Below are 16431 nucleotides of genomic sequence, written 5' to 3'. Positions count from 1 at the left end.
AATACCACACCAGAAAACCCAAGTCAATAGCCTAGTTGATTTAATCTTGCAATCTCTTGGTTGCCTTATAAATTCGATAGCCCTTGTCTTTCGTAACTTCTTCCACGTTCCCGAACAATTCCTCCAGCTTGGTTCTTGCCGATGGCGCACCTTGTTTCTTCTGAATAACGATCCACAACTCGCCCCCATCTCGAAGACTGCTAAATGCTTGTTCGAATATAGCATGCACCGTCTCTTTGCCGGCACGTATCGGTGGATTGGTTAATACGACATCGAATTGCTGATCAGCCACTTCTGCGAGCAGATCACTAACTAGAATCGTAACATTGACTATTCCGTTACGTTTCGCATTCTCTTTCGCTAATTCGACAGCCCGGCTGTTAATGTCGACCATCGTGACATGTCCATGTTCTGCAAGCTTTGCCGCCGACAACCCGATCGGACCATACCCGCATCCAACATCGAGCACTTTTGCCTGCTGCTGAATGTCCATTGCCTCTATTAGAACCTTACTCCCGTAATCCAAACCACTTTTAGAGAATACGCCAGCATCACTGACAAAGGTAAACTTCTGTCCCCGAAGCAAGGCCGTAAGCTCTTTACGGTCATGGGCTGTCTGGGGCTGATTCGAATAATAATGTTGATTTGACATCATATCCTCCTGTTGCCCGTCACAATAACAAACCCCTTGAACATAATATTCAAGGGGTTTGTCTTGCTGACGATATTCGAAGTTATTACTTCACTTCTACGGATGCGCCTGCTTCTTCCAATTTCGCTTTAACAGCTTCTGCTTCTTCTTTAGCTACTTTTTCTTTCAATGGTTTTGGAGCGTTGTCAACCAGTTCTTTTGCTTCTTTCAAGCCAAGACCTGTGATTTCGCGAACCACTTTAATTACGTTGATTTTGGACGCGCCTGCACCAGTCAGGATTACGTCAAACTCGGATTGCTCAGCAGCTTCAGCTGCAGCGCCGCCACCAGCTACAGCTACAGGAGCTGCTGCAGTAACACCGAATTCCTCTTCGATTGCTTTTACCAGATCGTTCAGTTCCAGAACATTCATACCTTTAATTGCTTCCAAGATTTGCTCTTTGCTCATGTTAAGTCGAACCTCCATTTATAATTAAAATTTGATAGTTGTTGTTACACTGCTCTTGAAAGACAAAGCTTACGCGCTTTGGTCTTCCTTCTCAGCAACAGCTTTAACTGCAAGCGCGAAGTTGCGCACTGGAGCTTGAAGCACGCTGAGGAGCATGGAGAGGAGACCTTCGCGGGATGGAAGTTCTGCCAGAGCTTTGATTTCGCTTTCTCCAATTACACGGCCTTCTACTACTGCACCTTTCAACTTCAACGCGTCGTTCTTTTTCGCAAAATCGTTGAGGATTTTTGCTGGAGCGACAGCGTCATCGGCACTAAATGCAACAGCTGTAGGACCTGTCAATACTTCGTCAAGTTCAGTCAGCTCTGCTGCTGCAGTCGCACGACGAAGCAAAGTGTTCTTCAATACTTGGAACTCGACGCCAGCTTCACGAAGCTGCTTACGAAGTTCGGTTACTTGTGAAACGTTCAGTCCACGATAGTCAGCCACTACGGTCGATACGCTCTCGCGCAACTTAGCAGCAACAACGTCAACCGCATCCTGTTTCGCTTGGATCACTTTTGCGTTAGCCAATGATTACACCTCCTGGTTGTATTAGTAGCGGTAAGGCAATCGCCCCCCACTCTTCCTACGGGCACTAAAAAAGCTCCGTAGAATTACGAAGGCCTGATGAATCATCATTTGACCGGTGTAACCGGATCAACTGTTGACGTTCTATCATAACACCTCGGTAGGAAATTAAGCCTGCTTAGGGCACCTACTGTCTACGGTAAGCATATTCAACTTTAACGGTCAGTCTCGAAGACTCACAACTGTTACATAATATCAAATGCCTGGACCAAAAGTCAATGGCAATTATTATTTGTAAGTTGCTGTGTTCACGCGAGCGCTAGGTCCCATTGTCGAGGAAACAGCGATGCCCTTCAGGTATACACCTTTAGCAGCAGCTGGCTTCGCACGATTCAATGCATCGATGAGAGCTTTGAGGTTCTCATTCAGTTGTCCTGCATCGAAAGACACTTTGCCGATTGGCGCGTGAATTTGACCTGCTTTATCCAGACGGTATTCGATTTTACCAGCTTTGATTTCTTGAACAGCTTTGGAAACATCGAATGTAACCGTACCGGCTTTAGGGTTAGGCATCAAGCCTTTACCACCGAGCAGACGGCCAAGTTTACCGACTTCACTCATCATATCAGGTGTAGCTACGCAGACGTCGAATTCGAACCAGCCTTGTTGGATTTTGTTGATCATATCCTGATCGCCAACAAAATCAGCGCCAGCCGCTTCCGCTTCCTTCGCTTTTTCACCTTTTGCAAATACCAGAACGCGTTGTGTTTTACCTGTGCCGTGAGGCAAGACAACAACACCACGAACAGCCTGGTCTTGTTTACGAGGGTCTACACCCAAACGAACAGCCGCTTCAACCGTTTCGTCGAATTTTGCAGTTGCCGCTTTTTTCACGAGCTCTACAGCTTCCATAGGCTCATAAGTTGCTTCGCTGTCAATCAACTTGGCAGCTTCAACATATTTCTTACCGTGTTTAGCCATGTTAGTTCTTCCTCCTTTGTGGTATTAGCGGAATTTCCTCCCACATAATCCGGATCCCATCCGGTCAGAATCGATAGACGATTAGTCTTCGATCGTGATACCCATACTACGGGCAGTACCTTCTACCATCTTCATTGCAGCTTCAACAGATGCAGCGTTCAGGTCAGGCATTTTTTGCTCAGCGATTTGACGCACAGCGTCACGCTTAACGGTTGCAACTTTCTTCTTGTTAGGCTCGCCGGATCCTTTTTCGATCTTAGCAGCCACACGAAGCAGAACAGCAGCCGGTGGAGTTTTGGTGATGAATGTAAAGGAACGATCTTCAAACACCGAAATTTCAACCGGGATGATCAGACCAGCTTGATCAGCAGTACGAGCGTTGAATTCTTTACAGAATGCCATGATGTTGACACCCGCTTGACCCAATGCTGGACCTACTGGAGGAGCCGGATTCGCTTTACCTGCAGGAATTTGCAGTTTCACAATCTTAATTACTTTTTTAGCCATGGTTGACACCTCCTTGCATCAATAGTGGTAGCGGACGCTGCTTGGGAACGCCCTCCCACAGAAACCTGAAGATCTAAATCTTCTCCACTTGAGTATAATCCAATTCGAGTGGGGTTTCCCGTCCAAACATGTTGACGTGTACTTTCAACTTGCTCTTTTCAGCCAAAATCTCTTCCACGGAGCCCACAAAATTCGCAAAAGGACCCACCTTGATCCGAACAGATTCCTTGATGTCGAATTCGATCTTCGGTTTTGGTTCTTCCATGCCCATATGCTTCAGAATCTGTTCTACTTCTTCTGGAAGCAAAGGCGTCGGTTTAGAACCAGAACCCGTCGAACCAACAAAACCGGTTACCCCTGGTGTATTGCGGACAACATACCAAGAATCATCGGTCTGAATCATTTCGACCAAGACATATCCCGGGTAAACTTTACGCATGACGGTCTTTTTCTTACCGTCTTTGTTTACGATTTCTTCTTCCATCGGAACAAGAACGCGGAATATTTTGTCCTCCATGCCCATGGACTCGACACGTTTTTCCAAATTGGCTTTGACTTTATTCTCATACCCTGAATAGGTATGAACTACGTACCATCTTTTTTCCATATCAAGCCACCTGGGACCCTTCTAAATTATCGCTTCGATCACAGCGGAAATGCCGATGTCTACAACCCAAAAATAAATCGTGACAAATACTACCGTGCCGAGAACAATCAACGTATAGTTCGTCAGTTCTTTACGATTAGGCCAGCGAACTTTTTTAAGTTCCGCCCAGCTTTCAGAGAAAAAGGAAAACAGAGACTTGAAACCACGTTTCACGCCGACTACACCTCCAAAGAAAACTATCTGGTTTCGCGATGAGGAGTTTGCTCGTTACAGAACTTGCAAAATTTCTTCATCTCCATGCGGTCGGGGTGATTTCGCTTGTTTTTGGTTGTTGTGTAGTTTCTTTGTTTGCAGCTTGTACAAGCCAAAGTGATAATTACCCGCATGATGTGCACCTCCCGAAGACGTCCTTCTTGATCAGAAGAACCCGTTATTGATCCTAGTAGAAATAACCTTGTTCTCATGATAACCGGTTATTCCTGCGAGATGAATAAAACCGTTGTTCCAAGAGCTGTAACAACGATCAATTCATAAAACACGCGAATTTAGGCCTACCTAAAACACTTTATCACAAGGATAGCGCCATTTCAAGCCTTTTTCTCTCTGATTGCGGGCTGCAATAAATGCCATCTGCACCCTGAATAACATCCATCTCTACCAGTATGTTCAATCTTTCCGTAACTAAAACACTCGACTGTGGCAGCATTTACCTTACTTCCTATTTCAGCTCGCTTCAGAAATTAAAAAAAAGGCTCTGCTTGAGCCTTCCCTTCGATTTACCGTACATCCTCTTAATTATCCCTGACCTCCAGATAGCGTTCAAGCTTACGCTTCACACGCTGAAGGGCATTATCGATGGACTTAACATGACGCCTTAAATCTACCGCAATTTCCTGATAGGATCGTCCATCCAGATATAGCATCAGAACCTTTCGTTCCAGATCGCTAAGAATCTCGGACATTTTGTCTTCCAGGCCGACAAATTCCTCTTGATTAATAATAAGTTCTTCCGGATCACTAACGGCCGTACCGCATATGACATCCAGCAGCGTCCGATCCGAATCTTCATCATAAATAGGCTTGTCCAGTGAGACATACGAATTGAGTGGAATATGCTTCTGTCTCGTCGCAGTCTTGATTGCCGTTATAATCTGCCTAGTAATGCACAGCTCGGCAAAAGCCTTGAACGATGACAGCTTATCCCCTTTAAAATCACGAATGGCCTTGTACAACCCGATCATTCCTTCTTGAACGATGTCCTCGCGGTCAGCGCCAATCAGGAAATAGGAACGAGCTTTAGCACGTACAAAGTTCCGGTACTTATTGATCAAATACTCCAGCGCTCCGCTGTCACCCTCACGGACCGCCTCGACAATGTCTTCATCGCTTATCACATCATACCCTGACAACATGACTTCCTTGAGGTCCACACTCAATAGAATCCCTCCGGCCCGGAACGCACGGTAGCCCGTCACTCGCTTGAAATATATGACAAGTATATATGATGTCTATTAGACCGTCAACCACGATCTGCCTAAAATAGACCGATATTAACATTTAATGTAAAGTATCTTCATAGAATCATGTCTGCTTTTACTAGAAAGGGTTGCTTGATTCTGCTGACATGCTCTACTCCCTTCGCCACTGTTCAAACATCTTCCTGACATCGGGGGAAAGTTTGTCGTCAAGCGTATTGCGTCCTTTGCTCTGTTCCTTCGTAATCTGCTGCTGCACTTCCCGCTCGCTCTGCTCCACTTCAATCAGCAGTTCCCTAGCCGAGAGCCTGAGCGCCCCCCGGGCGAATATCACATGCTGTTCAATCAGGTCGCTGGTCGCCACGTAGATTTTGCGACGGCGGTGACTGAACTCTCCGACCAGACGTTCAATGCATTCGTCAGCGGTTTCCTTCTCTTTCGTAAAGTAAATTTGGACCTTGCCCTGCGTGTAGGACTTCCCCAGACCCGGCACCCGGTAGGCGTCAAAAATCGCTACCACCCGAAGACCTGAAAAGGCCTGGTAATCCGCCAATTTCCCAAGTAATACATCCCGAGCCTCCTCCATGCTGCTATTCGCGAGCTTTGCAAGATGAGGCCAGCCACCGATCATGTTATATCCGTCGACCAGCAGCACGTCCCGCCAATCGGCCATTACGGTTAACCCTTAAGGCGGCGACGGCGAAGCACTTCGTACATGACAACACCAGCGGCAACCGAAGCGTTCAGCGAATTAATCTGACCGGCCATTGGCAGCGTAACCAGCACGTCACATTTTTCGCGAATCAAACGCCCCATTCCCTTATTTTCATTACCGATAACGATCGCGACCGGACCCTCGAACACGTTCGTATCATAAAGTTCTTGCTCGGCATCCACGATCGTACCTACCACCCACACACCGCGCTCCTTCAGTTGATCAATCGTCTGACCGAGGTTCGTCACTCTTGCTACAGGGACATACTCCACCGCCCCGGCAGAAGTTTTGGATACCGTCGTTGTGACCTGAGCTGATCTTCGTTTAGGCAACACGACGCCATGTGCCCCCGTGCAATCGGCCGTCCGCAGAATGGACCCCAGGTTATGGGGATCTTCGATTTCATCCAGCAGCAGCAGGAACGGCGGCTCGCCTTTGTCCTCTGCTGCTCTCAGAATGTCGTCTACCTCCACATAAGCATACGGTGCGGTCTGGGCAACCACACCTTGATGTTGTACGCCTGGAGCCAGCTGGTCAAGCTTACGCTTATCGACATGCTGTATAACGATGCCAAGCTTCTTAGCCTCGGCCATAATGGGCAAGGTTAAATGCTTTTGCGCATTGTCTGCGATCCAGATCTTATTAATCGTTCGGCCCGACTTCAGCGCCTCCGTTACCGAGTGCTTACCTGCGACAATTTCTTCTTCCTGCATTACTGTCTCCTCCTGCATATGAGCCGACATCCGGGTGTATTCCCCGCCGACTGTATCAAATCACTTTAATCTATTTCACGGAGCTTTCCATATACTCAATACTCTTGCCAATAAGCTCGCGAAGGCGTTCCTGTTCACCTGCATAATATAAATATCCGACTAGGCATTCAAACGCGGTTGCATGTCGATATTCGAGTACATCGGCATTCTTGGGAACCGTGCCCGATTTGGCGTTACGCCCTTGACGAACGACATCACGTTCTTCCTCCGTCAGTTCCACTTCGAGAAAAGCCAAAATCCGGCTCTGCGCCTTTGCGGACACAAAGCTGGTTGCACTCCGATGTAAATGATGCGGCCTGAGATTCGCTCGTGAGATGAGAAATTGCCGCACAGCAACCTCGTATATGGCATCTCCTACATACGCCAGAACGATCGGCGGAATCAGGCGAGCGGGCTTCGACGGCGGGAAATCAAACCAGCCAATGGCTGGTTCCTTGGACTCGGTTCCGCTCATTTTCGCCGCCAGCGCATGCCCTGCGCTGTATCCTCAAGCACGATGCCTTGCGCTGCTAACACATCGCGGATCTCATCAGCTCTTGACCAATTCTTGTTCTTTCGTGCTTCAATGCGTTCGGTAATCAGATCTTCGATCTGTCCATCCAGCAACTCATCGGCACCTGTATTGACAATTCTCAGCACGCTATTCATCTCTTCAAAAACGCGTAATATCTCATGCAAGTCTGCGGCAGAAATCGACGCTTCTTGCAACAACTGATTCGCCTCGGTTGCCCATTGGAACATCGCCGTAATCGCATCTGGCGTATTAAAGTCATCTTGCATTCGCTGATGAAACTCGGAGAGAGCGGCAGCCATCTTGTCAGCGACATTGGTAGTCACCGCATCCCCTGGCTCACCAATAGCAACGGCTAACCGGTGCTTCGCGTTCGCTGCCGCATTGCTCAGACGATCCACGCTGTTCTGTGCTTGATCCATTACCTCATCACTAAAGTTAAGCGGGTTGCGATAATGGGTCGAGAGCATGAAATATCGTATCGCTTCTTTGGTGAATTGCTGGCGCAAATCTTTGACCATTACACCGTTTCCGAGTGATTTCGACATTTTCTCATTATTGATACGGATATAACCGTTGTGCATCCAATAGCTGGCTAATGGCTTGCCAGTTAAAGCTTCGGACTGGGCAACCTCGCACTCATGATGCGGGAATTGCAGATCCTGACCACCGCCGTGAATATCCAGTGTATCCCCAAGGTATTTACGTGCCATCGCCGAGCATTCGATGTGCCAGCCTGGACGTCCATCACCCCAAGGGCTGCTCCAGTAAATTTCCCCCGGTTTGGCTGCTTTCCATAATACAAAATCCTCCGGGCTTTCTTTACGCTTATCCACTTCGATCCGGATACCGAATTGCAGTTCATCCAGATTCTGTTGGGACAGCTTGCCATACCCCTCGAATTTGCGGGTTCGATAGAAGACATCCCCGCCATTCTCGTAAGCAAACTCGCGATCGATCAGTTCCTGAATGAAGGTAATGATCTCCTCCATATTGTCCGTCACCCGCGGGTTCAACGTCGCTCTCGGTATGCCGAGGCCATCCAGATCCTCATAATAGGCGTTGATGAATTTATCCGCAACCTCCGGAACGGTTGTGCCGGTTTGCTCGGCTTTACGGATCATTTTGTCATCCACATCGGTAAAGTTCACGACATAATCTACATCGTTACCCTGATTGTCAAAGTAAGCGCGCACCACATCGAAAAAGATCATAGGTCGTGCATTCCCAATATGAATGTAATCGTACACGGTAGGACCGCATACATAGATCTTTACTTTTCCCGACTGCTGCGGGACGAAGATTTCCTTTGAACGAGTTAGCGTGTTATAAATTTGCAGCCCCATCATGTATCCTCTCAATCCTTTCATTCCACCGATTTAATCTTCTTTCACCGAGCACACCACAGCCTCAGGGGTCGCCGTACGACCACTAGCCCTTCTGGCATCCTCCAACTCGGATCGTAACTGGTCGATCTCCTTCTGCATAGAGCGCAGCGTATCTACGATCGGATCAGGCAGGTTGGTATGATCCAATCGGTCACGCACCCGCTCTCCATTCTGCTTCACGACCTTACCCGGGTTGCCGACCACCGTACTGTTCTGAGGTACCGGCCGCAGTACGACCGCATTGGAGCCAATATTACAGTTATCTCCAATCATGAAGGAACCTAGCACCTTCGCCCCGGATCCAATGACGACATTATTGCCAATGGTCGGATGTCGCTTCCCCTTCTCCTTGCCGGTCCCCCCTAAGGTAACCCCTTGATAAATCACCACATCATCGCCGATCTCACACGTTTCTCCGATCACGACACCCATTCCGTGGTCAATAAACAGTCTATTCCCGATCCGGGCACCGGGGTGAATTTCGATCCCCGTCATAAAACGGCTGATCTGTGAGATTACCCGGGCCAAGGTATACCATCGTCGTCTGAATAAAGCGTGCGCTACCCGGTGTGCCCACAGTGCATGAAGTCCCGAATATGTGAATACCACTTCAAAAATGCCCCGGGCAGCCGGGTCATTCTCGAATACTGTGCGAATATCCGATTTCATCTGTTTGAACATGAACGCTCCCTCTTTTCCTGCTCCTATCGCGCGTGCCGAATATATACAAAAAACGCCTCTGCAGCTTGTCGCTGCAGAGGCGTTAGACCGCGGTTCCACTCTGCTTAGAATCGGTTAACGCGATTCCTCCCTGCGTTAGGGACGGATTACACCGATTCTCTTCATGTCATTAACGGCAGACAACCGGCATGATCTAACGATGGTGTTCGCTTCAACCATGCAGCTCACAGGTGCATTTCCGCTATAGGCGACGGGACAAATCTCAGCCTGGCAGATTCAAGTGGTCCTTGTCTTCTGCCGATTGTCCTCTCTGGACGTGCCTGTTGAATGCGTACTTCTCCTGATCGTAGCTTTTATTACGTTTATATTGGTTGACAGGGTTGTGTGAATTATGGCCGCGCTTCGTTTGCGGATCATTCTTACGATCGCTGTTGTCATCCGATTTCATTAACAATATTAATAAGGTTGAAATCGGATGACAAAGGCGAACGCTACGCTTCTTCAGAATGATTCCGCCTCCTACGCTATTCATAATCCCAAAAACCCATATCAAAATATTTCACTTATAGTTTGGTGTAATTATAACTGATGTTATACAAGGCTGACAAGAAGCGATTATCGCCCCAGTCCCTCTATCTTCGGGTTACGCGCCCTTGATCTGAGAACGCAGGCGCTCCAGCACGCGATCCTTACCCAGCAGCCAGATCGTCTGGTTCAGGTCACGGCCATGGGTTTGTCCGGTCAACGCTACGCGGATCGGCATGAACAGCCCCTTGCCCTTCGAACCCGTCTCTTTCTGCACTTCCTTAATTAATACGGCAATCTGCTGTGCATTAAACGCCTCGGACTGCTCAATCTTCTCCAGGAATGCGGACAATACGACAGGTACCTGCTCGCCGCTCATCACCTCAATACCCTCTTCATCCAGTTCCAGATGCGTTCGGAAGAATACGTCTGACAGCTCTACAATATCTGATACGGCGGTCATCTGTTCCTGGTAAAGCGCAACGAGTGCACGCGCCCATTCTTCCTGCTCTGCGCTCAGCTCCTGTGGCAAGCGGGTTGCCTTCTGCAGATGTGGGATAGCCAGATTCGCGATTCGATCCGAATCGGCACTCTTGATATAGGTATTGTTCAGGTGAGCCAGCTTATTCGTATCAAATACGGCCGGGCTCTTCGACAGGCGCTTCTCATCGAAGATCGAGATGAGCTGCTCCTGCGAGAAGACTTCCTCTTCCCCTTCGGGCGACCAGCCGAGCAACGAAATAAAGTTAAACAGTGCCTCCGGCAAATATCCGAGCTGATCGTACTGCTCGATGAACTGAATGATGGATTCATTCCGCTTGCTCAGCTTCTTGTGGTCCTCGCCAACGATCAAGGTCATATGGCCAAACTGCGGCGACTCCCACCCAAACGCTTCATAGATCATAAGCTGACGCGGCGTATTGGAGATATGATCTTCGCCTCTCAGCACGTGACTGATCTTCATTCGATAATCATCCACCGCCACGGCGAAGTTGTAGGTTGGAATGCCGTCTTTCTTGACAATAACGAAGTCCCCGGTCTCTTTGCTATTGAACGAGATGCTGCCTTTCACGATGTCATCGAACGTATACTCACGCTCCGCCGGAACTCTAAATCGGATGCTTGCTACACGCCCCTCAGCCTCAAGCGCGCCGCGTTGTTCCTCAGTCAGGTCACGGTGCTTCCCGGAGTAGCGTGGTGTTTCACCGCGGGCCATCTGCTCTTCCCGCTCCTGCTCCAGCTCTTCTTCCGTGCAATAACAGCGGTATGCGAGTCCGCGATCGAGCAAATCCTGCCAATATTCTTTATAAATATCGAGCCGTTCGGTCTGGCGATAAGGTCCATACTCCCCACCAACATCAACACTCTCATCCCAATCCATGCCGAGCCACTTCAAGTATTTGAGCTGACTGGCTTCTCCGCCTTCCACGTTACGCTTCACATCCGTATCTTCGATACGAATAATGAACTTCCCGTTGTTCTTGCGCGCGAATAAATAATTGAATAAAGCCGTTCTTGCATTGCCGATATGTAAATGTCCCGTTGGGCTCGGTGCATAACGCACGCGGATTTCTTCGGTCATGTATAACTCCTCCGCTTCTTATATAGACAAAGATTTCATCACAGATTCCTTCAAGATGATAGCATACCTTTTACAAGGCAGACAACCGATTGCGCGGCAATCCCCTCGCCTCTACCGGTAAAGCCGAGCTGTTCGGTTGTAGTTGCCTTCACGTTGACTTGCTCTACCTCTGCATCCAGCGCACCGGCTATAACCTCCATCATCTGCGGGATGTAAGGTGCCATCTTGGGCTTCTGAGCAATAATCGTCGCATCTATATTACCAAGAGTATACCCACGTTCTTTTGCCATGACCCATACTTGTTCCAGCAATTTCAAACTGTCCGCATCCTTAAATGCCGGATCATGATCCGGAAAATGGCGGCCGATATCCCCTAAGCCCAGTGCTCCTAGGATCGCGTCCGTTATGGCATGCAGCAATACGTCTGCATCTGAATGTCCCAGCAACCCTCGTTCATACGGAATCGTTACTCCCCCAATAATGCAAGGTCTTCCTTCTACAAGTTGATGTACGTCAAACCCCTGTCCTACACGAATCATTCCATATTCTCCCCCTTACTTGTCTGTAAAAAAGCTGCATACGCCAAATCCTCAGGTGTGGTGATTTTAATATTGCTGTACTTTCCCTCCGCAACGACCACCGAATGTCCTGCACGCTCCATCAGCATCGCATCATCGGTCCCGATAAAACGGTCACGTTCCGCTGCTTCATGAGCGGAGAGCAATTCAGAAAGACGAAAAGCCTGTGGGGTCTGAACGGCCCACAGACTTTGACGATCCGGGGTCCCTGTAATCAGTCCCTGACCGTTCACTTGTTTGATCGTATCCTTCACGGGCACCGCCAATACCGATGCGCCATCTCGAACTGCCGCTTCACGACAGGATTCAATTTCTTCTAGCGTTACAAACGGCCTTACACCGTCATGTATCATTACCCATTCAGCTTGGATTTGCTTCAGCCCTTTATATACGGACTGCTGTCGCTCACGTCCGCCTGGGATGACAGCAGTCACTTTGCCAAGCTCATATTCTTCAACCCAGGCTTGGCAGCGAGCCACATCCGCTGCGCCCGTCACAAGCACAATCTCCTGCAGCCACGGGACCTGGCTGAAAACATCAAGGGTGTGCACGATGATAGGTTTTCCATTCAAGGCCAGGTATTGCTTGCTCTCTCGTGTCCCCATTCTCGTGCCCTTCCCTGCCGCCACAATGACAGCGCTAAAGCCACTTCGCATGCACAAAACTCCTGTCTTCTCCCCACACGTCACAGATTGACGGTAAACGGATATGTGTATATCCCCATCATACCCCGTTTACTGGGCTTTTTCCAACAGTTTCGGTTTCGCGAAAATCATCCGACCCGCCGACGTTTGCAGTACGCTCGTCACCAGAACCTCCATCGTTGTGCCGATATACTCACGACCGCCTTCGACCACGATCATCGTTCCGTCATCCAGGTAAGCGACGCCTTGTCCGTGCTCCTTGCCGTCTTTAATGATTTGAACCAGTATCTCTTCGCCTGGTAGAACAACAGGCTTCACGGCATTAGCCAAATCATTGATATTGAGTACCGATACTCCCTGAAGCTCGCATACTTTATTTAAGTTGAAGTCGTTGGTAACCACCTTGCCTTGAAGAACCTTGGCGAGTTTAACCAACTTGCTGTCCACTTCCGAAATCTCTTCAAAATCCCCTTCGTAAATCAGCACTTTCACATCCAGCTCTTTTTGGATCTTATTAAGAATATCTAATCCTCTGCGACCACGATTACGCTTGAGTAAATCTGAAGAGTCGGCAATATGCTGAAGCTCTTCAAGTACGAATTCAGGGATGACGATCGTGCCTTCAATGAATCCGGTCTTGCAAATATCCGCGATCCGTCCGTCGATAATCACGCTTGTATCCAGAATTTTATGCTCTTCCACCCGGCGGCCTTCCGGCTCTGCCGCTTGACTCCATTTCCCTGACATCCACAAAGAAGCCAGTTCATCCTTCTTCTCAATCCCAATGCGCAGTCCGATATATCCGCCAAGTACCATAATTCCTACATGTAACAGCTTACCTGCCTGGCCGAGCAATGAAAGCCCGGGAGATAACAGCAGGGACAATAACAGGCCACCTAGCAAACCTGCCGTTCCCGCGGCTAACTCGTTCATCGGGATTCGAGAGAAGGAGGAGATCATGCTGTGCAGCCCCCTGACCACGCGATCCGATGCAAACACGCCAATCATGCCGAATATAAGCCCGCCGAGTACTGCAAAAACGCCACTTCCATTTGCCATTACCTCTTGTCCAAAAAGAGGCGAGAGCCCGGGAAAAGACCGCTCCACTATATGATATAACGTATACCCGAACCATGCCCCGCATAAGACCGTAAATGCTAAGATAGCTTTTTTTAACATGAGCTTTCGCACACCTCCTTATTGTATCACCTGAAATTAACTTGCTTCTATTTCCAGTATGGTCCAATTTATCAGGTCGTAATCGTAGTGCTGCATCTTTTTTTCTGACTGTCATAATCCATGCGATTCTTGATCTTTCCCCTTCCCCATCTGGCTTTATTCCATGTTCACCTATGCCCGAACATTGGTATTGGCCACCTTCAAACACCTGAAATTGGTTGAAATCGCCCGAACGAGTGGAATATAATGAACTCAATTCATAATATCGAGGTGGATGTATAAATGAGTGCTCCTAGTCTACAGGCTTTTCAGGATCAAGTATCCGAATTGTTGCTCCGTCACCGCAGTCTATTGGATGTATTGTCTAAGAATGGTCAAAGCAATGCGTCAGTCAACCGTGCCGTCACCAAAGCGATAACAGAATGCGGGTGCATCGAGCTCCACGCTACGAAGCAATCCTTCGATATCGGCGCTGATCTCGAACACGCCAAAGAATTAGCAGGCACCCACGTCGATGGTCATCTGTGCGAGAATTGCCGCGAAGCGGTTAGCACAGAGCTAGGCCGCAACATATTCTATATGTCCGCCTTGGCGAATCTGCTGGACATCCAGCTCGATGAGGTTGTCGAAAAAGAATCACAGAAATGCTCGACACTCGGTTTGTTTAACCTGTCATAAAGAATAGATCGCATGAAAAAAAGCATTTATCTCGCTGCCTCAGCAGTGAAATAAATGCTTTTTATATTCTAACGGTCGGAGGAATTATACGCCTCGTCGGACTTATGGTCATCTTTTTTCTTACGTCGATTCTTGCGGGTCAGCCTGCGGAAATTCTGTTGCAACCCATAGCCGGCATAGAGCACCAGCGGTACAAAGATCAGCATCGACGTTTGTTCCGGGAAGAACACAGCGACCATCACTGCGCCAACAATGACAAACGGCGTAAATTTGATCGCAGTCTTCGGAATGCCGATTTTCTTAAAGTTAGGGTACTTAACGGAGCTAACCATGAGATAAGAAAGTAATAACATAGCAAAAATCATATAAGGTGCGGTAATCTCTTCATGGAATAACGCCAGTGTTGCCAGTACCCCACCTGCAGCCGGTATCGGCAAACCGATGAAATATCCCGGTATCCCCGGTCTAACATTGAACCTCGCCAATCTGAGCGCACCGCACATAGGAAATATTGCGGTAATCGTCCAGGCAAGTGCTGTATTGATATCTGTAAAAGCAACAGTATACATAATAAATGCTGGTGCGACCCCAAATGAAATCACATCGGACAATGAGTCCAGCTCCTTGCCGAATTCACTCTGCGCATTCAGCGCCCGGGCTACTCGGCCATCCAGCCCATCCAGGAGCATGGCAATGATAATCATGATGGCAGCCATGCTAGTTCGGCCTTCTGTTGCTAAGATGATACCAATCATTCCGAGAAACAGATTACCTAAAGTAAACATGTTCGGAATTGATTTCGTCATTATTATATTCACCTCGTATATTTGTACGTTCGAACATCGATTGTAGCCTTTTAGATTTGCCTGTCAATGAATACTTGTTCCTGCAATCGCTTCAAGCCTTCCTTGATTGTTCGTGCTCGCACTTCCCCAATCCCGTCCACTTCATCAAGTTCATGAATCGATGCGTTCATCACGCTGGACAGGTCCTGGAATCGATCGACCAGATTACGGATAATTACATTAGGCAAACGAGGAATTTTGTTCAAAATCCGGTATCCACGTGGTAGTATTTCTTCTTCTGATGCAGCCGCCGAGGCCGGGTAACCCAGAAGTCTCACGATATGATGAATATCGAGCAGCTCCTCATCTGTTGAACGCTTGAGGGAGAGAATGATCTCACGAATCTTCTCCTCGCTGTATTCTCTGGCGTAGTCAGCATAGAGCAGCCACGCCTCTTCCTCCATATTGCTCACAAGTTCATCCATCTGCATGCTGATCAAGCGTCCCTCGTTACCAAGCTCATTGATGTAACGTTTGATCTCCTTTTTAATGCGCAGTACCATCTCTACACGCTGAATGACGTTAACCACTTCCGGAATGGTAACCAATTCTTCAAATTCGGAGGCGGACAAGTTGGTAAGCGATTGGTTCAGCACTACTCTGTACCGTTCCAACGTCTGTATCGCTTGATTCGCTTTGGTAAGAATCACGCCAATCTCTTTCAGCGAATACCTCAGCGCGCCTTGATACAATGTAATGATGTTACGACGCTGCGAGATCGACACCACCAGCTTGCCTGTTTGCCTGGCAACCCGCTCCGCTGTTCTGTGCCGAATCCCCGTCTCAATGGAGGAGATGGAGGAATCAGGAATCAGTTGCGTGTTCGCATACAAGATTCGCTTGAGATCCTCACTTAAAATGATGGCGCCGTCCATCTTGGCCAGCTCGTATAAATAATTGGGCGAAAAATCGCAGTTGATGGAGAATCCGCCATCGACGACCTCCATCACTTCAGGGCTATAACCGACCACGATTAGTGCGCCAGTCTTGGCTCGTAGCACGTTCTCCAGTCCGTCGCGAAACGGCGTCCCGGGTGCTACAAGCTTCAGCAAGTCATTCATTTTGTCCAGTTGGCTCGTTTCTTTCACCTTC

The 16431-nt window shown here is 48.5% G+C and carries 22 protein-coding genes and 1 other annotated feature; of the genes, 1 reads left to right on the top strand and 21 read right to left on the bottom strand.

Annotated elements, in window-relative coordinates; all coding sequences use genetic code 11:
- Positions 1-40: 40 nt before the first annotated feature.
- The 19 genes from JCM10914_RS22200 to JCM10914_RS22115 form a co-directional block, all read right to left on the bottom strand.
- Positions 41-652: a class I SAM-dependent methyltransferase gene (locus tag JCM10914_RS22200; protein WP_023964895.1), complete on the bottom strand. Its 612-nt coding sequence runs from the start codon at positions 650-652 to the stop codon at positions 41-43.
- Between the two features lie 85 nt (positions 653-737).
- Positions 738-1100 (bottom strand): 50S ribosomal protein L7/L12, encoded by a 363-nt coding sequence (gene rplL, locus JCM10914_RS22195; RefSeq protein WP_023964893.1) that lies wholly within the window; start codon positions 1098-1100, stop codon positions 738-740.
- A 69-nt stretch (positions 1101-1169) separates the two neighbouring features.
- Complete coding sequence (rplJ, locus tag JCM10914_RS22190; RefSeq protein ID WP_023964891.1) at positions 1170-1673, bottom strand: 50S ribosomal protein L10; 504 nt, start codon at positions 1671-1673, stop codon at positions 1170-1172.
- Between the two features lie 57 nt (positions 1674-1730).
- Positions 1731-1888: a sequence feature (ribosomal protein L10 leader region), on the bottom strand.
- A 70-nt stretch (positions 1889-1958) separates the two neighbouring features.
- Positions 1959-2651, bottom strand: coding sequence for a 50S ribosomal protein L1 (gene rplA / locus JCM10914_RS22185; RefSeq protein ID WP_023964889.1), 693 nt, complete (start codon positions 2649-2651; stop codon positions 1959-1961).
- 81 nt (positions 2652-2732) lie between these two features.
- Entirely contained in the window at positions 2733-3158 is a 426-nt protein-coding gene (rplK, locus tag JCM10914_RS22180; protein WP_006212938.1) for a 50S ribosomal protein L11, read from the bottom strand.
- Between the two features lie 73 nt (positions 3159-3231).
- Positions 3232-3765: a transcription termination/antitermination protein NusG gene (gene nusG, locus JCM10914_RS22175; RefSeq protein WP_006212939.1), complete on the bottom strand. Its 534-nt coding sequence runs from the start codon at positions 3763-3765 to the stop codon at positions 3232-3234.
- A 21-nt stretch (positions 3766-3786) separates the two neighbouring features.
- Positions 3787-3978, bottom strand: coding sequence for a preprotein translocase subunit SecE (gene secE, locus JCM10914_RS22170; RefSeq protein WP_023964887.1), 192 nt, complete (start codon positions 3976-3978; stop codon positions 3787-3789).
- 23 nt (positions 3979-4001) lie between these two features.
- On the bottom strand, positions 4002-4151 hold the full coding sequence (gene rpmG / locus JCM10914_RS28590; protein ID WP_006212941.1) for a 50S ribosomal protein L33: 150 nt from the start codon (positions 4149-4151) through the stop codon (positions 4002-4004).
- Positions 4152-4556: 405 nt separating this feature from the next.
- A complete protein-coding gene (gene sigH / locus JCM10914_RS22165) occupies positions 4557-5201 on the bottom strand; it encodes an RNA polymerase sporulation sigma factor SigH (protein ID WP_006212942.1) in 645 nt (214 codons plus the stop codon).
- Positions 5202-5394: 193 nt separating this feature from the next.
- The gene (locus JCM10914_RS22160; protein ID WP_023964885.1) at positions 5395-5913 is read right to left on the bottom strand and encodes an NYN domain-containing protein; all 519 of its coding nucleotides are present in this window, start codon (positions 5911-5913) and stop codon (positions 5395-5397) included.
- Positions 5914-5918: 5 nt separating this feature from the next.
- Complete coding sequence (gene rlmB, locus JCM10914_RS22155; RefSeq protein WP_023964883.1) at positions 5919-6668, bottom strand: 23S rRNA (guanosine(2251)-2'-O)-methyltransferase RlmB; 750 nt, start codon at positions 6666-6668, stop codon at positions 5919-5921.
- Positions 6669-6738: 70 nt separating this feature from the next.
- Positions 6739-7182 (bottom strand): Mini-ribonuclease 3, encoded by a 444-nt coding sequence (locus JCM10914_RS22150; RefSeq protein ID WP_023964881.1) that lies wholly within the window; start codon positions 7180-7182, stop codon positions 6739-6741.
- Positions 7179-8585 carry a cysteine--tRNA ligase gene (cysS, locus tag JCM10914_RS22145; RefSeq protein WP_023964880.1) on the bottom strand — a complete coding sequence of 469 codons (1407 nt, stop codon included), beginning with the start codon at positions 8583-8585 and terminating at the stop codon, positions 7179-7181. The genes JCM10914_RS22150 and cysS overlap by 4 nt, the downstream gene beginning before the upstream one ends.
- A gap of 33 nt (positions 8586-8618) precedes the next feature.
- The gene (gene cysE, locus JCM10914_RS22140) at positions 8619-9308 is read right to left on the bottom strand and encodes a serine O-acetyltransferase (RefSeq protein ID WP_023964878.1); all 690 of its coding nucleotides are present in this window, start codon (positions 9306-9308) and stop codon (positions 8619-8621) included.
- A 262-nt stretch (positions 9309-9570) separates the two neighbouring features.
- The gene (locus JCM10914_RS22135) at positions 9571-9840 is read right to left on the bottom strand and encodes a hypothetical protein (RefSeq protein WP_023964876.1); all 270 of its coding nucleotides are present in this window, start codon (positions 9838-9840) and stop codon (positions 9571-9573) included.
- A 111-nt stretch (positions 9841-9951) separates the two neighbouring features.
- A complete protein-coding gene (gltX, locus tag JCM10914_RS22130; RefSeq protein WP_023964874.1) occupies positions 9952-11415 on the bottom strand; it encodes a glutamate--tRNA ligase in 1464 nt (487 codons plus the stop codon).
- 50 nt (positions 11416-11465) lie between these two features.
- A complete protein-coding gene (ispF, locus tag JCM10914_RS22125) occupies positions 11466-11954 on the bottom strand; it encodes a 2-C-methyl-D-erythritol 2,4-cyclodiphosphate synthase (RefSeq protein WP_023964872.1) in 489 nt (162 codons plus the stop codon).
- Positions 11951-12649, bottom strand: a complete 699-nt coding sequence (ispD, locus tag JCM10914_RS22120; RefSeq protein ID WP_023964870.1) for a 2-C-methyl-D-erythritol 4-phosphate cytidylyltransferase — start codon at positions 12647-12649, stop codon at positions 11951-11953. Before ispD ends, ispF begins: the two co-directional genes overlap by 4 nt.
- A 78-nt stretch (positions 12650-12727) precedes the next feature.
- The gene (locus JCM10914_RS22115) at positions 12728-13816 is read right to left on the bottom strand and encodes a PIN/TRAM domain-containing protein (RefSeq protein WP_036719572.1); all 1089 of its coding nucleotides are present in this window, start codon (positions 13814-13816) and stop codon (positions 12728-12730) included.
- 282 nt (positions 13817-14098) lie between these two features.
- Between JCM10914_RS22115 and JCM10914_RS22110 the strand changes: the two genes are divergently transcribed.
- Positions 14099-14494, top strand: coding sequence for a hypothetical protein (locus JCM10914_RS22110; protein WP_023964866.1), 396 nt, complete (start codon positions 14099-14101; stop codon positions 14492-14494).
- A gap of 68 nt (positions 14495-14562) precedes the next feature.
- Here the strand turns inward: JCM10914_RS22110 and pssA are convergent, their stop codons facing one another.
- Complete coding sequence (gene pssA, locus JCM10914_RS22105) at positions 14563-15303, bottom strand: CDP-diacylglycerol--serine O-phosphatidyltransferase (RefSeq protein WP_036719605.1); 741 nt, start codon at positions 15301-15303, stop codon at positions 14563-14565.
- Positions 15304-15350: 47 nt separating this feature from the next.
- On the bottom strand, positions 15351-16427 hold the full coding sequence (disA, locus tag JCM10914_RS22100) for a DNA integrity scanning diadenylate cyclase DisA (RefSeq protein WP_023964862.1): 1077 nt from the start codon (positions 16425-16427) through the stop codon (positions 15351-15353).
- Positions 16428-16431: the final 4 nt, after the last annotated feature.

The organism is Paenibacillus sp. JCM 10914 (genome assembly GCF_001315105.1).
Taxonomy (GTDB): domain Bacteria; phylum Bacillota; class Bacilli; order Paenibacillales; family Paenibacillaceae; genus Paenibacillus_AQ.
Note: the sequence above shows the minus strand (reverse complement) of the source record. Positions and strands in the feature narration are given on the sequence as shown.

What these genes read in the sequence shown, in the direction of transcription:
- JCM10914_RS22200 (WP_023964895.1), bottom strand. Translation starts at nt 652, where the DNA reads ATGTCAAATCAACATTATTATTCGAATCAGCCCCAGACAGCCCATGAC.
- rplL (WP_023964893.1), bottom strand. Translation starts at nt 1,100, where the DNA reads ATGAGCAAAGAGCAAATCTTGGAAGCAATTAAAGGTATGAATGTTCTG.
- rplA (WP_023964889.1), bottom strand. Translation starts at nt 2,651, where the DNA reads ATGGCTAAACACGGTAAGAAATATGTTGAAGCTGCCAAGTTGATTGAC.
- rplK (WP_006212938.1), bottom strand. Translation starts at nt 3,158, where the DNA reads ATGGCTAAAAAAGTAATTAAGATTGTGAAACTGCAAATTCCTGCAGGT.
- nusG (WP_006212939.1), bottom strand. Translation starts at nt 3,765, where the DNA reads ATGGAAAAAAGATGGTACGTAGTTCATACCTATTCAGGGTATGAGAAT.
- rpmG (WP_006212941.1), bottom strand. Translation starts at nt 4,151, where the DNA reads ATGCGGGTAATTATCACTTTGGCTTGTACAAGCTGCAAACAAAGAAAC.
- JCM10914_RS22160 (WP_023964885.1), bottom strand. Translation starts at nt 5,913, where the DNA reads ATGGCCGATTGGCGGGACGTGCTGCTGGTCGACGGATATAACATGATC.
- rlmB (WP_023964883.1), bottom strand. Translation starts at nt 6,668, where the DNA reads ATGCAGGAAGAAGAAATTGTCGCAGGTAAGCACTCGGTAACGGAGGCG.
- JCM10914_RS22150 (WP_023964881.1), bottom strand. Translation starts at nt 7,182, where the DNA reads ATGAGCGGAACCGAGTCCAAGGAACCAGCCATTGGCTGGTTTGATTTC.
- cysS (WP_023964880.1), bottom strand. Translation starts at nt 8,585, where the DNA reads ATGGGGCTGCAAATTTATAACACGCTAACTCGTTCAAAGGAAATCTTC.
- cysE (WP_023964878.1), bottom strand. Translation starts at nt 9,308, where the DNA reads ATGTTCAAACAGATGAAATCGGATATTCGCACAGTATTCGAGAATGAC.
- JCM10914_RS22135 (WP_023964876.1), bottom strand. Translation starts at nt 9,840, where the DNA reads ATGAATAGCGTAGGAGGCGGAATCATTCTGAAGAAGCGTAGCGTTCGC.
- gltX (WP_023964874.1), bottom strand. Translation starts at nt 11,415, where the DNA reads ATGACCGAAGAAATCCGCGTGCGTTATGCACCGAGCCCAACGGGACAT.
- ispF (WP_023964872.1), bottom strand. Translation starts at nt 11,954, where the DNA reads ATGATTCGTGTAGGACAGGGGTTTGACGTACATCAACTTGTAGAAGGA.
- ispD (WP_023964870.1), bottom strand. Translation starts at nt 12,649, where the DNA reads ATGCGAAGTGGCTTTAGCGCTGTCATTGTGGCGGCAGGGAAGGGCACG.
- JCM10914_RS22115 (WP_036719572.1), bottom strand. Translation starts at nt 13,816, where the DNA reads ATGTTAAAAAAAGCTATCTTAGCATTTACGGTCTTATGCGGGGCATGG.
- JCM10914_RS22110 (WP_023964866.1), top strand. Translation starts at nt 14,099, where the DNA reads ATGAGTGCTCCTAGTCTACAGGCTTTTCAGGATCAAGTATCCGAATTG.